Origin of the sequence: Sphingomonas sp. PP-F2F-G114-C0414 (genome assembly GCF_003688595.1) — a bacterium.
GTDB lineage: Bacteria > Pseudomonadota > Alphaproteobacteria > Sphingomonadales > Sphingomonadaceae > Sphingomonas.
Genome location: NZ_RCWT01000009.1, coordinates 206,736 through 220,857 on the forward strand (window position 1 = coordinate 206,736; position 14,122 = coordinate 220,857).

The 14,122-nt window shown below is 66.9% G+C and carries 9 protein-coding genes and 1 pseudogene; 5 read left to right on the forward strand and 5 right to left on the reverse strand.

Going from position 1 to position 14,122, the window contains the following annotated elements:
- Window positions 1-57 precede the first annotated feature (57 nt).
- The 3 genes from C8J47_RS01540 to mutS all read right to left on the reverse strand — a co-directional run bounded on the left by C8J47_RS01540 (window position 58) and on the right by mutS (window position 4,480).
- Window positions 58-504, reverse strand: a complete 447-nt coding sequence (locus tag C8J47_RS01540) for a glycine zipper 2TM domain-containing protein (protein ID WP_183128988.1) — start codon at window positions 502-504, stop codon at window positions 58-60.
- Between the two features lie 107 nt (window positions 505-611).
- Window positions 612-1,571 (reverse strand): cation diffusion facilitator family transporter, encoded by a 960-nt coding sequence (locus C8J47_RS01545; protein WP_121884170.1) that lies wholly within the window; start codon window positions 1,569-1,571, stop codon window positions 612-614.
- A 329-nt stretch (window positions 1,572-1,900) separates the two neighbouring features.
- A complete protein-coding gene (gene mutS / locus C8J47_RS01550) occupies window positions 1,901-4,480 on the reverse strand; it encodes a DNA mismatch repair protein MutS (RefSeq protein ID WP_121884171.1) in 2,580 nt (859 codons plus the stop codon).
- 344 nt (window positions 4,481-4,824) lie between these two features.
- Between mutS and C8J47_RS01555 the strand changes: the two genes are divergently transcribed.
- Window positions 4,825-7,080, forward strand: coding sequence for an NADP-dependent malic enzyme (locus tag C8J47_RS01555; protein WP_120299452.1), 2,256 nt, complete (start codon window positions 4,825-4,827; stop codon window positions 7,078-7,080).
- Between the two features lie 158 nt (window positions 7,081-7,238).
- Here C8J47_RS01555 and C8J47_RS01560 read toward each other — a convergent pair whose 3' ends face one another.
- Window positions 7,239-8,027: an SDR family oxidoreductase gene (locus C8J47_RS01560; RefSeq protein ID WP_107963835.1), complete on the reverse strand. Its 789-nt coding sequence runs from the start codon at window positions 8,025-8,027 to the stop codon at window positions 7,239-7,241.
- A gap of 102 nt (window positions 8,028-8,129) precedes the next feature.
- On the opposite strand from C8J47_RS01560, the pseudogene C8J47_RS01565 reads away from it, so the two are divergent.
- The 4 genes and pseudogenes from C8J47_RS01565 to C8J47_RS01580 form a co-directional block, all read left to right on the forward strand.
- Window positions 8,130-8,906 (forward strand): annotated as a pseudogene (locus tag C8J47_RS01565) (SDR family NAD(P)-dependent oxidoreductase); the annotation flags it as partial.
- Between the two features lie 91 nt (window positions 8,907-8,997).
- Window positions 8,998-10,440 carry an MFS transporter gene (locus C8J47_RS01570; RefSeq protein WP_259467304.1) on the forward strand — a complete coding sequence of 481 codons (1,443 nt, stop codon included), beginning with the start codon at window positions 8,998-9,000 and terminating at the stop codon, window positions 10,438-10,440.
- A gap of 180 nt (window positions 10,441-10,620) precedes the next feature.
- Complete coding sequence (locus C8J47_RS01575) at window positions 10,621-12,501, forward strand: M1 family metallopeptidase (RefSeq protein WP_121884173.1); 1,881 nt, start codon at window positions 10,621-10,623, stop codon at window positions 12,499-12,501.
- 137 nt (window positions 12,502-12,638) lie between these two features.
- A complete protein-coding gene (locus C8J47_RS01580) occupies window positions 12,639-13,256 on the forward strand; it encodes a CHAP domain-containing protein (RefSeq protein WP_121884174.1) in 618 nt (205 codons plus the stop codon).
- Between the two features lie 333 nt (window positions 13,257-13,589).
- Here the strand turns inward: C8J47_RS01580 and msrB are convergent, their stop codons facing one another.
- Window positions 13,590-14,087 (reverse strand): peptide-methionine (R)-S-oxide reductase MsrB, encoded by a 498-nt coding sequence (gene msrB, locus C8J47_RS01585; protein WP_121884175.1) that lies wholly within the window; start codon window positions 14,085-14,087, stop codon window positions 13,590-13,592.
- Between the last annotated feature and the right edge of the window lie 35 nt (window positions 14,088-14,122).

Genomic DNA, 14,122 nt, shown 5'->3' on the forward strand with positions numbered 1-14,122 from the left:
ACAAAAACGGCGACCGATCGCTCGGCCGCCGTCGTTGTTTCTAGCTTCGGCTGAAGCTCAGCGGCACTTCACGTTGCCGCGGTCGACCGAGCGGCCGAGCAAGGCGCCACCACCGGCACCCGCCAGCGTGCCGAGCGTGCCGCCACCGATCAGGTTCGCCAGCACGCCGCCGCCGAGCGCACCGATCACTAGCCCGGTCGAGCCGTCGTTGCGCTTGCAATAGGCGCGACCGTCGCGACCACGATAGATCCGGTCGTTGCGGCCGAGGCGGCGTTCGCGATACTTGCCGTCCTGATAGCTGCGCGACGGATCCCAGTTGCGGTCGTCGCCACGCCAGTTGCGATCGTTACCGCGGCGGTCGTTGTCGAAACGGCGATCGTCACGATCGCGACGATCATTATTGTCGCGGCGATCGTCGTACCGCTGCGCGGTTGCGGCGGTCGGCAGCATGGCGGGCGCTGCGACGGCGACCGACATCAACGCTGCGATAAGATGCTTCTTCATGAACTTTGCTCCTGATGCGTGACAGAGTAACCCGTGCGGCACCGGAAAAGTTCAAACAGCTAGGTTTAGAATTCCAAGTTCAGACGCCGAACTTCCAGCGGCGAAATTCAAACAGTCGTCGAGTCCGCCATCGAACAGTCGTGGCCGTTGCCTGTCTCGACCTGCAACGTCGCGTGGCCGATCCCGAATTTATCGTGGAGCATCGTCCTGGCGTCGCTCAGGAACCGGTCGCCGGGGTGGCCGGCGGGCATCACCAGGTGCGCGGTGAGGACGGGTTCGGTGGTGCTCATCGGCCAGATGTGGAGATCGTGGATCTCCGTGACACCGGGCAGGCCGCGGAGCGCGTCGTCGACCTGATCGAACTCGATCCCGCGGGGGACGGCGGACAGCGACATCTCGACGGTCTCGCGGAGCAGGCCCCAGGTCTGCCAGAAGATCAGGAACGCGATGACGATGCTCACCGCGGGGTCGATCCAGGTGAGGCCGGTGCGCCAGATCACGAAGCCGGCGATCACCACGCCCGCCGAGACGAGCGCGTCCGCGGCCATGTGGAGGTATGCGCCGCGGATGTTGACGTCGCCCTTGCGCCCGCGCGCGAACATCCAGGCGGTGAACGCGTTGACGGCGATGCCGATGCCCGCGACCATCGACACGGTGAGGCCGGCGGTCGGGGCGGGATCGGAGAAGCGCTGCGATGCCTCGAGCACGATCGCGCCGAGCGCGACCAGCAGCAGTAAGGCGTTGGCCAGCGCGGCGAGGATCGTCGAGCCCTTCAGCCCATAGGTGTAGCGCTTGGTCGGTGCCGTGCGTGCGAGCATCGTGCCGCCCCAGGCCACGACGAGGCCGAGCACGTCGCATAGGTTGTGGCCCGCGTCGGCGAGCAGGGCGACCGAGTCGATGCGCAGGCCGACGATCGCCTCGACGACGACGAAGACGATGTTGAGGCCGATGCCGATCGCGAAGGCACGGTCGAACGAGGCGGGGGCGTGACTGTGACCGTGTCCGCCATGGGAATGTGAGTGACCATGCGAATGGCCGTGGTCGTGCCCGTGATGATGTCCGCCCAAAGCCCGCGCTCCGCTAAATCCGGCCGCCGCCTAGCATCGACGTATCGTGAGATACTAGGACGCGAGCGACATTCTCGCACCTCGCCAATCACGCAACGGCCCCCCCTCCCTGGAAGGGAGGGGCAGGGGTGGGTAGGCCCGCTTTTGCCGCAACCGTAAGGACATGCGGGACCCGACCCACCCCCAACCCCTCCCTTCCAGGGAGGGGAGCAGTTTCACCCACTCCGTCACCCCGGCGGAGGCCGGGGCCCACCGTCCCGCGCACTCAATTCTCTCGAATGTGCGGAACGGTGGATGCCGGAGCGAGTCCGGCATGACGGGGAAAGCGCTCAGCCATCGTTCGCCAACGCCTTCAACCGGTACAGCGCCTCCAGCGCATCGCGCGGACTCATCGCATCGATATCCAGCTTCGCCAGATCCTCGCGCAACACATCGCACGCCACCTCCTCGACCTGCGCCGCCGCCGCAAACAAGGGCAAGTCGTCCAGCCCAGCCGCAATCCCCCCGGTCTTCGCGCGCCCGGCCTCGAGCTTCGCCAGCACCGCCTTCGCGCGCGCCACCGTAGCCGGCGACATCCCCGCCAGCCGCGCGACCGCCAGTCCGTAACTACGATCCGCCGGCCCGTCGGCGAGTTCGTGGAGCAACACCAGCTCGCCCTTCCACTCACGCGCGCGAACATGGTGCAACGACAGCGCCTCGCAGCGCTCCGCCAACCGAGTCAGCTCGTGATAATGCGTTGCGAACAGGCAGCGGCAGCGATTGTCTTCGTGGATCGCCTCGACCACTGCCCAGGCGATCGCGAGGCCGTCATAGGTCGAGGTACCGCGCCCGACCTCGTCGAGGATCACGAACGACCGCGGCGTCGCCTGCGCGAGGATCGCCGCGGTCTCGACCATCTCGACCATGAACGTCGACCGCCCGCGCGCGAGGTTGTCGGAGGCACCGACGCGGCTGAACAGGCGGTCGACCAGACCCAGCGTGGCCTTGGTCGCGGGCACGTACGACCCGGCCTGCGCGAGCACGGCGATCAGCGCGTTCTGGCGGAGGAAGGTCGATTTACCGCCCATGTTCGGGCCGGTGACGAGCCACAGCCGCGAGCTTTCCGACAGATTGCAGTCGTTGGCGACGAACCGGTCGCCCGACTTCGCCACCGCCGCCTCGACCACCGGATGCCGGCCGCCCTCGATCTCGAAGCACGCGTGATCCACGAGCGAAGGCCGCGCCCACGCGCCTTCCGCTGCACGCTCTGCCAGCCCGGCCGCGACGTCAAGCCGCGCGAGTGCATCCGCGGTCGCCGCAATTGCCTCGCGTCCCGCCAACGCTTGCGCGGTGAGTTCTTCCAGATGCGCCGCCTCCGCCGCCAATGCGTGTGCGCCGGCCTGCGACACCTTTGCCGCGACTTCGTGCAGCGCGGGGGTATTGAACCGGACCACGCCCGCGAGCGTCTGGCGATGCGTGAAGCCGCTCTCGGGCTTCATCAGCGGGTCCGCCGCCCGCGCCGGCACCTCGACATGATAGCCGAGCACACCGTTATGCCGAATCTTCAGCGCGGTGACGCCGGTCGCGGTCCGAAACTCGGCCTCGAGCGCGGCGATCGCCCGCCGCCCGCCAGCCCCTGCATCGCGCAGATCGTCGAGCGCCGCGTCATAGCCTGCCGCGATATACCCGCCGTCCGATGCCTCGATCGGTGGCGACGGCACCAGCGCGCGCTTGAGCAGGTCGATCAGCGCGCCGTGCCCGCGCAACCTTGGCGCGATGTCCCGGAGCAGCACCGGCGGATCGGCGATCGCGTCCATCCGCTCGCCGAGGCTCCACGCGCCGTCGAGCCCGTCGCGCAACTGCCCCAGATCGCGCGGACCTCCACGCCCCGCCGCCAGCCTCCCCAGCGCCCGCCCGATGTCCGGCAAAGCGCGCAACGTCGACCGCAACCGCTCGCGCGCCGCCTGGTCGTCGTGAAACAGCCGCACCAGATCGAGCCGCGCATCGATCGCCGCCTTGTCCATCAGCGGCGCGCCGAGATCCGCCCCGAGCAACCGCGCCCCGGCCCCCGTCACGGTCCGGTCGACCGCGTCGAGCAGGCTCCCCTTCCGCACGCCACCGGTGGAGCAGGTCAGCTCCAGGCTCTCCCGCGTGGCCGCGTCGATCGCCATCGTCTCCGCCGCCCGACCGATCCGCGGCGGGCGGAGGAAGGGCATCGCGCCCTTCGCATTATGCTCCAGATACGCGACCAGCCCGCCTGCCGCGGCCAGTCCCGCGCGCCCGAACTGACCGAAGCCGTCGAGCGTCGCCACGCCGTACAACCGCTTCAGTCGAGCCTCGCCTGCGCCGCTGTCGAAATCGATTTTCGGCCGCAGTGTCGTCGCGGCTTCCTCGAACTGGCTCGCCTCCGATGCGACGACTTCGGCCGCGCCGAGCCGCGCGAGTTCCGCCTCGACCGCATCCCCCGCAACCTCGACGATCTCGAACCGCCCGGTCGACACGTCCGCCGCGGCGATCGCCACCGCTCCGCCAGCCTCGCCGATCGCGACGCACCAATTGTCGCTCCGCGCGTCGAGTAGCGCCTCCTCGGTCAGCGTGCCCGCGGTCACGACCCGGACGATGGCGCGGGCGACGAGCGCCTTCGAGCCGCCGCGCGCCTTGGCTTCCGCCGGGCTCTCGACCTGCTCGGCGATCGCGACGCGGTGGCCGGCCTTGATCAGCCGCTGGAGGTACACCGTCGCCGCATGCACGGGCACGCCGCACATCGGGATCGGCTTGCCCTCATGCTCGCCGCGCGCGGTCAGCGCGATGTCGAGCACCCCCGCCGCGATCCGCGCATCGTCCATGAACAGTTCGAAGAAATCGCCCATCCGGTAGAACAACAGGCAATCCTGCGCCTCCGCCTTCAGGCCGAGATACTGCGTCATCATGGGGGTGGGGGCGGGGTGCGACATCAGGGGCGGGTAGCGAAAAGCGGTCGTCCGTAAAACCCCTCTCCCCGTGGGGAGAGGGAGGGGCCCGCGCGAAGCGTGGGAGGGTGCGGGGGAGTGAGGCTTGGGCGCGCACTCCAACCACCCCTCATCCGGCGCAGGCGCGCCACCTTCTCCCCAAGGGGGAGAAGGTGTTTCTTTCCCCGCACCAGCACCACCCCGGCCTTCGCCGGGGTGGTGCTGGTAGGTGGTGGCCATCCACTAGGGCGAAGTGTCCGGGGTGACGAACGGCTACCACCTGCCTAGAAGGTCCTCCAAACCTAACGACCGTGCGAGGCCCGCCCATGTCCGACGAAACGCTGCAATTTTCCGAACGCGAAGCCTTGCTCTTCCATTCGGAAGGCCGTCCGGGGAAGATCGAGATCATCGCGTCGAAGCCGATGGCGACGCAGCGCGATCTCGCGCTTGCCTATTCGCCCGGCGTCGCGGTGCCGGTGCAGGCGATCTACGACGACCCCGCGACCGTCTACGACTATACCGCGAAGGGAAACCTCGTCGCGGTCATCTCGAACGGCACCGCGATCCTCGGCATGGGCAATCTCGGGCCGCTCGCCAGCAAGCCGGTGATGGAAGGCAAGGCGGTGCTGTTCAAGCGCTTCGCCGACGTCGACGCGATCGATATCGAGCTGAAGACCGAGGACGTGAACCGCTTCATCGACGCGGTCGAGTTGATGGAGCCGACCTTCGGCGGGATCAACCTCGAGGACATCAAGGCGCCCGAATGCTTCATCATCGAGCAGGCCCTGCGCGAGCGGATGAACATCCCCGTCTTCCATGACGACCAGCACGGCACCGCGATCATCACCGCTGCCGGCCTGATCAACGCGTGCTTGCTGACTGGGCGGAAACTGTCCGAGGTCAAGATCGTCGTCAACGGCGCCGGCGCCGCGGCGATCGCGTGCACCGAACTCGTGAAAGCGATGGGCGTGCGCGGCGACAACGTCATTCTCTGCGACCGCAAGGGCGTGATCTACCAGGGCCGCGACGGCGTCGACCAGTGGAAGTCCGCGCACGCCGCGATCACCGAGACGCGTACGCTGACCGAGGCGCTGGTCGGCGCCGACGTGTTCCTGGGGCTCTCCGCGGCGGGCTCGCTGACGCCGGAGATGGTCAAGGACATGGCCCCCGCGCCGATCATCTTCGCGATGGCCAACCCCGAGCCGGAGATCCGCCCTGAACTGGCGATGGCTGCGCGCCCCGATGCGATCGTCGCGACCGGGCGCTCGGATTATCCGAACCAGGTCAACAACGTGCTGGGCTTCCCGTTCATCTTCCGCGGTGCGCTCGACGTCCGCGCGACCGGCATCAACGACGCGATGAAGATCGCCGCCGCCAACGCGATCGCCGAACTCGCGCGCGAACGCGTGCCCGAGGAAGTCGCCGCGGCATACGGCGTCAGCCACAGCTTCGGCCCGGCGTACATCATCCCCGCGCCGTTCGATCCGCGGCTGATGGAAGTCGTCCCCGTCGCGGTCGCCAAGGCGGCGATGGCCTCGGGCGTCGCGACCAAGCCGATCCTCGACATCGAAGCGTATCGGCATTCGTTGCGGGCCCGCCTCAACCCGACCACCTCGGTGCTGTCGATGGCCTATGAAGGCGCGCGCGCGCACCCCAAGCGCGTGATCTTCGCGGAGGGCGAGGAGGAAGTCGTCCTCCGCGCCGCCATCGCGTTCAAGGAAGGCGGCTACGGCACGCCGGTGCTGGTCGGCCGCGACGACGTGCCCGACCGGTTGCGCGCGCTCGGCGTCACCGATCCCGAGAGCTTCGAACTGCACAACAGCCGCGTCTCGCCGCTCGTCCCGCGGATGGTCGACTTCCTGTATTCGCGGCTCCAGCGTCGCGGGTATCTGCGCCGGGATTGCGAGCGGATGGTCAACCAGGACCGCAACATCTTCGGCGCCTTGCTGCTCCAGCTCGGCGAAGGCGACGCGATGATCACCGGCATCACCCGCACCTATGGCGAAACGATGCGCCAGATCTACCGCGTGATCGATCCGGCCGCAGGAAAGACGCCGTTCGGCATCCATCTGCTCGTCGGGCAGAGCCACACGGTGTTCATCGCCGACACCACGGTCAACGAGCGCCCGACCGCCGAGCAGTTGGCCGACTTCGCCGAGCAGACCGCGGCAGTCGCGCGGCGGATGGGGCATGAGCCTCGCGTGGCGTTCCTGAGCTATTCGAACTTCGGCAATCCGAAGGGCGAATGGCTCGACAACATCCGTGATGCGGTGACGGTGCTGGACGGCCGGAAGGTTGGGTTCGAATATGAGGGAGAGATGGCGCCGGACGTCGCGCTGAACCCGAAGCAGCTGGCGAACTACCCGTTTGCGCGGTTGTCGGGGCCGGCGAACGTGCTGATCATGCCGGGGCTTCAGTCCGCCCACATCTCGGCGAAGTTGTTGCGGGAGCTGGGCGGGGACTCGGTGATCGGGCCGATGCTGATCGGGATGGAGAAGCCGGTGCAGGTTGCGCCGATGACGAGCACGGCTAGCGAACTGGTAACCCTGGCAGTGCTCGCGGCAGGCGGCATCGCCCGCTAATCTCCCTCGCCCCTACGGGGAGAGGGAAGGGGCCCGCGGCACTTGCCGTGGGAAGGGAGAGGGGAGTGAGGCACGAGATGGCTGATCCCAACGCCCCTCTCCCTTCCGCAGCCAAGCGGCTGCTCCCTCCCTCTCCCCGAAGGGGCGAGGGAATTAGCTCAGGCGTCGATGCTTGTGCCTAGCGATGCGTGGACGAGGCCGCCGTCGACCGTGATCGTCTCCCCGATCACATAATCCCCGGCCCGGCTGGCGAGATAGATCGCCGCGCCCGCCATATCCTCGTCCACGCCGACCCGCTTCGCCGGGATCCCCTGCGCCACCGCATCACCGTGATCGCGCGCCGCCTTGTTCATGTCGCTCGCAAACGCGCCCGGTGCGATCGAGGTCACGTTGATCGAGTCCGTCACCAGCCGCGCCGCCATCCGCTTCGTCAGGTAGATCAGCGCCGACTTCGACGCATGATAGCTATACGTCTCCCACGGGTTCAGCCGCTGGCCGTCGATCGAGGTGATGTTGATCACCTTCGCAGGCTTCTCGCGTGATCCCGACGCCTTCAACGCCGCATGCAGCGCCTGGGTGAGGAAGAACGGCGACTTCACGTTCAAGTCCATGACCTTGTCCCAGCCGACCTCCGAAAATTCCTCGAACGGCACGCCCCACGCCGCGCCCGCGTTGTTGACGAGGATATCGAGCTGCGACTCATGCTCGGCGAACTGCGCGGCGAGCGCCTTGCACCCCGCCACCGTCGAGACATCCTGCGGCAGCGCGATGCAGTTCGGCCCGAGTTCCGCCGCCGCCGCCTCGCACACATCGGCTTTCCGCGACGAGATATACACCTTGGCCCCCTGCGCGATGAAGCCGGCGGCGATCATCTTGCCGATCCCGCGGCTGCCGCCGGTGATCAGCGCGACGCGGCCGTCGAGCCGGAACAGGTTGGTCGTATCCATCACGCATCCTCCGAATGTTTGCCCGCTTGGTATCGCCGAGCGCCGCTTGCCGCAAACCCGTTTTTCGAACGAGGCGTCATTGACGAGTGCAAAGCCCGTACTATGCTCGCAAAAAAGAGCAGGAGAGAGCGTGTGAGGTTTTCAGGCAAGCGTGCCGTCGTGACCGGCGGCGCGTCCGGCATCGGCCGGGCGACCGCGCTGCGACTCGCCGACGAAGGCGCCACCGTGCTGATCGGCGACATCGACGAGACCGGCGGCCACGCGATCGCCGACGCGTCCGGCGGGCGGATCCTGTTTCAGCGCACCGACGTGCTCCGGGCCGGCGATATCGAGGCGCTGATGCAGACCGCCGACGATGCGGGCGGGCTCGACATCCTGTTCAACAACGCCGGCGCGGGCGGTTCGCGCGACCCGATCGGCGAGATTTCGCCCGAGGATTGGGACCGGACGCAGGCGCTGCTGCTGCGCTCGGTCGCGCTCGGCATCCGCTATGCCGCACCGCTGATGGCGAAGCGCGGCGGCGGCACGATCGTCAACACGTCGTCGGTGTCCGCGCTTGGCACCGGCTACGCGCCGACCGCCTATTCCACCGCCAAGGCCGGCGTGCTCCATCTCACCAAGCAGGCCGCCGCCGATCTCGCGCAGCACAGGATCCGCGTGAACGCCGTCGTCCCCGGTTTCATCGTCACCAACATCTTCACGCGCACGCTCGAACTCGACGCCGCCAAGACGTCGCAGGCCGACGCGATGATCGCGCACATCGCCGCCGACGCACAGCCGATCCGCCGCCCCGGCACCAGCGAGGACATCGCCGCCGCGGTCGCGTTCCTTGCCAGCGACGACGCGAGCTTCATCACCGGCACGCACATCCTCGTCGACGGCGGGATGACGATCGGCACGCGGCCAAGCTGGGACCCCGCGCAACCCTCGCTGTTCGCGCTGCTCGATAAACTGAAATGACCGCCGCGTCATGACCGCACCCGCCCGGCGCCTCTCGAACGGAACGATGGCGAGCTACGGCTTCGGCGCGGTCGCGTACGGGGTGAAGGACGCCGGGTTCGGGACGTTCCTGCTGTTGTTCTACAACCAGGTGGTGGGATTGCCGTCCGCCACCGTCGGCCTCGTCATCATGATGGCGCTGCTGATCGATGCGTTCGTCGATCCGGCGGTGGGCTTCTTTTCCGATCGCACGCGGACCAGATGGGGCCGTCGGCACCCGTGGATGTACGCGTCTGCGCTACCGATCATGGTCGGCTGGCTGCTGCTGTGGAACCCGCCCCCGGTGATGTCCGAGCCGCAGACACTCGTCTGGCTGTTCGTCATGGCGGTGATCGTGCGCAGCGCGGTGAGTTGCTACGAGGTCCCCTCGGTCGCGCTGACCCCCGAACTCACCTCGGGGTATGACGAGCGGACGCGGATCATGGCGTATCGCTATCTGTTCGGCTGGGTCGGCGGGTTGCTGATGCTGTTGTCGGCGTACCAGTATTTCCTCGCGCCGACGGCAGCGTTCCCGAACGGCCTGCTCAACCGCGCGGGCTATGGCGGCTTTGCACTCGCGGGCGCGATCTTCATCGGCGTCGCAATCCTCGTCTCCGCGCTCGGCACGCATCACGAGATCAGGCATCTGCCGAACCCGCCGATCGCCCGCCAGACTCTCCGCGAGTCCTTCGCCGAACTCCGCCAGACCGTGAAGAACCGCGCGTTCGCGATCCTGATGGCGGCGGGGGTCTGCGCGTACACGATTCAGGGCATCAGCTATGCGATGTCGAACTATCTCTACACCTATGTGTGGGGCTTCAAGGGTCCGGTGTTCGTCTATCTGACGATCGCATTGTTCTCGGGCGTGTTCCTCGCGTTCCTGGCGGCACCCCGGCTCGGCAGGACGGGGAGCAAGCCCAAGGCGGCGATGGGCGCGGTACTGCTCGGCGCGGCGCTCAACACGTCGCCGTACTGGCTGCGCATGCTCGGCGTGTTTCCTGAGGTCGGCGAGTCCACGCTACTGCCGATGCTGTTCGGGTTCTTCATCCTCGGCACCGCGTCGAACGTCACCGGGTTCATCCTCGGCGCGTCGATGATGGCGGACGTGGTCGAGGATTCGGAGGCCAAGACGGGGCGGCGCTCCGAAGGCGTGTTCTTCGCGGGCTCGTTCTTCGTCCAGAAATGCACGAGCGGGATCGGGATATTCTTCGCGGGGATGATCCTCGCGATGGCGGGGTTCCCGGCCAAGGCTATGCCGGGGACGGTGCCGGTGGAGACGATCGACCGGCTGACGTTGATCTACGCCGGCCTCTACATCGTGCTGGCGTGCGTCTCGGCGTTCTTCTTCTCGCGCTTTCCATTCGGTCGCGTCGAGCATGAGGCGCGGTTGGCGAGACTGGCAACGACACCGGCGCAATTTCCTCCGTCATCCTGACGAAAGTCAGGATCCAGAGTGAAAGATGGCTGCCCTTCGCGGCTCTGGATCCTGACTTTCGTCAGGATGACGAGGATGGTGGAAGGCATTGCGCGGCTCGCCCTTCCAGCGCCGGGGACACCACGTTAGGACCACTGCTTGGCCTTCCCGACATCAAGGAACGGCGACATCGGAGTTCCCATGCGCATCCCCGCCTTAGCCACCGCCCTCGGTCTCGTCCTTGCATCCCCCGCCATTGCGCAGACGGTCGCACCGGTCCTAACCACCCCCGACGCGCACGACCCGCACAGCTATGCCCGCCCCGCCGAGGCGCGCGTCACGCATGTCGCGCTCGATCTCGCCGCCGACTTCGACACCCACGTCATCCGCGGCATCGCCACCCTCGACGTCCTCGCGGCCCCCGGCGCCAAGCAAGTCGTCCTCGACGACAACGGCCTGAAGATCGTCAATATCACAGACATGGCTGGCAAGCCGCTTCCCTATGAGGTCGGCGCGGTCGACAAGATCCACGGCGCGCCACTGACCGTCACGCTAAACGGCGCCAAGAAAATCCGCATCGCCTACGCCTCGTCGCCTGACGCGAAGGCGCTGCAATGGCTGACCCCCGCGCAGACCGCGGGCAAGAAACAGCCGTTCCTGTTCAGCCAGGGTGAGGCGATCCTCAACCGCAGCTGGATCCCGACGCAGGACTCCCCCGGCATCCGTCAGACCTGGGAGGCGAAGATCGCCGTTCCCAAGCAGTTGACTGCGGTGATGAGCGGGCTCGCGACCGGCAAGCCGACCTGCGCTGCCGATCGCTGCACGTTCCAGTACAAGATGGACAAGCCCGTCGCCCCGTATTTGATCGCGCTCGCGGTCGGCGACATCGCGTTCAAGTCGACCGGCCCGCGCACCGGCATCTGGGCCGAACCCGCGACGCTCCCCAAGGCCGCGTACGAGTTCGGCGAGCTCGAGAAGTTCGTCGCCGCCGCCGAGGGGCTGTACGGTCCGTATCGCTGGGGCCGCTACGACGTGCTGGTCCTGCCGCCGTCGTTCCCGTTCGGCGGCATGGAGAACCCGACGCTCACCTTCGCCACGCCGACCGCGATCGCCGGCGACCGCAGCCTCGTATCGCTGATCGCGCACGAACTCGCGCACAGCTGGTCGGGCAACCTCGTGACCAACGCGACCTGGGACGATTTCTGGCTCAACGAAGGCTTCACCAGCTATTTCGAGAACCGGATCATGGAGGCGCTCTACGGCAAGCGCCGCGCCGACATGGAAGCCGACCTCGCCTGGACCGACATGCTCGCCGCGGTGAAGGACGCCGGTGGCCCCGCCGCGAAGGACACGCAGCTCCACCTAGACCTCGACGCTGCGCGCGATCCCGACGACGGCATGACGCAGATCGCCTACGACAAGGGCGCCGCCTTCCTCCGCACGATCGAGAAGCAGGTCGGCCGCGCACGGTGGGACGCGTATCTCCGCAGCTATTTCGACCGCCACGCCTTCCAACCGCAGACCAGCGCCGGCTTCCTCGTCGACCTGAAATCGAAGTTGTTGACCCCCGCCGAAGCCAAGACGATCGGCGTCGATGCGTGGGTCTACAGCTCCGGCATCCCCGCGAACGCGGTGCATGTGACGTCCGCCGCATTCCCCGCGGTCGATGCGGCGGCCAAGGTGTATGCGGCTGGCGGTCCCGTCTCGGGCGTGCCCGGCAAGGCTACAACGCAGGAGATCACGCGCTTCATCACGCAATTGCCGCGCAAACTCCCGACCGAGCGGTTGAAGACGCTCGATACCGCGTTCGGCTGGAACACGACGGGCAATGCCGAGATCCGCTTCGCCTGGCTGCAACTCGCGCTCGCCAATCACTATGCGCCCGCCGACGCCTCGGCCGAACAGTTCCTGACGTCGCAGGGCAGGCGCAAGTTCGTCGCGCCGCTGTTCCAGCAGATGATGGACTCGGGCGACTGGGGCCACAAGCTCGCAATGGATATCTACGGCAAGGTGCGGCCGGGCTATCACGCAGTCACACAGGTCACCGTGGACCGCATAACCGGTTGGAAACTCATGAACTGAGCCGCCTTGAGTGCCCATTCGGGGCGTTGGTCGGCGCGGTAACACGCTTCGTCGGATATGGTTCCCGCACGGGTTCCAATTAAATCGAACCTCCCGTAGCCAGAATGCGACAAACGGGTTTTGGCCGGGGGGTCTCGATGAATTTCAAGGCGTTAGCAGCGCGTTTTGCGCTGGTGGTATCGTGCGGCCTGATGACGGCCACCCCTGCTGCGGCTCAGTTCTGGCAGTGCGTGACGTTCGCTCGCTCGGTGTCGGGGATCGAAATCCGCGGCAACGCCAACACCTGGTGGAGCCAGGCCGAGGGTCGCTACGAGCGTGGCCACACCCCGAAGGCCGGCTCGGTCCTCGCCTTCTCGCCGACCTCGCGGATGCGCGTCGGCCATGTCGCGATGGTCTCGAAGGTCGTCAGCGACCGCGAAGTCCTCCTTACGCATGCCAACTGGTCGCGCCCCGGCGCGATCGAGACCAACGTCCGTGCGGTCGACGTCTCGCCAGCCGGTGACTGGAGCATGGTCAAGGTCTGGTACGGCCCGCAGGGCGACCTCGGCACCTCGGCGTATCCGACCAAGGGCTTCATCTATTCGGGCCACGCACCTGCTGGCGATACGTTCGATGCGCCGGCGCAGCCTTCGTTCCAGATGGCGAGCCGCACTGTCTCCGCAACTCAGCGCGCCAACGCTACGCAGCTTGCGACGATCCAGCACGGCCCGACCGATCCCCGCGGCATCTTCACGCTGGTGAACGAGGCGAACTGAGGTTTGTCTCTTTGATGGTAGCCTGACGTCATCGACAGTCCACGCTCTCCATCTAAAGCTTTGCTACTGATCGTTCCCCGACAGTCTAATTAGGCGACCTCCCCGGCGAAGGCCGGGGCCTAGTTGGAAAGGTCGCAGTAACAGCTCGCCACCTTCGTTAGCGACGCCGCCCAACTGGATCCCGGCCTCCGCCGGGGAGGTGCCATAAGGCCGAGCACCGATCTGCTAGCTTCTTGTTCTCCCGCGAAGGCGGGAGCCTAGTCTGGATCCCCGCCTTCGCGGGGAAACGAATTTTCGGCAGTGTTACGCGCCGCACACGTTCAACTGCACCCCTCAAGCAGCCCTGAACGTCAGCGCATCGCCGTTCATGCAGTAACGCTTCCCCGTAGGCTTGGGCCCATCATCGAACACATGGCCCAAATGCCCGCCGCATCGGCGGCAATGAACCTCGGTCCGCCCTATCCCCATCGTCGAATCCACCCGAGTCCGCACTGCGTTCGGCAACGGCTGCCAGAAGCTCGGCCAACCCGTCCCGCTCTCGAACTTGGTCTTCGACGAGAAGTTCGGCAACGCACATCCGCCGCACGAGAAGATCCCCGCGCGATGTTCGCCATTAAGCGGGCTCGAATAAGGCCGCTCGGTGCCCTCCTTGCGCAGCGTATCATAGGCGTCGGGCGGCAGCTTTTTGCGCCACTGCGCGTCGGTCAGCGTCACCTCGAACCGCTCGGCAGCCTGCGCGGGTTGCGACGTGCATCCCCAGAGCGCGAAGCCGGCGACGCCCGCTCCGGCAAGCGTGAGGAAAGCGCGGCGGTCTGAAGAGGCATGGGTCATGGTCATGATATAAGTACGATTCCGTCGGCGAACAG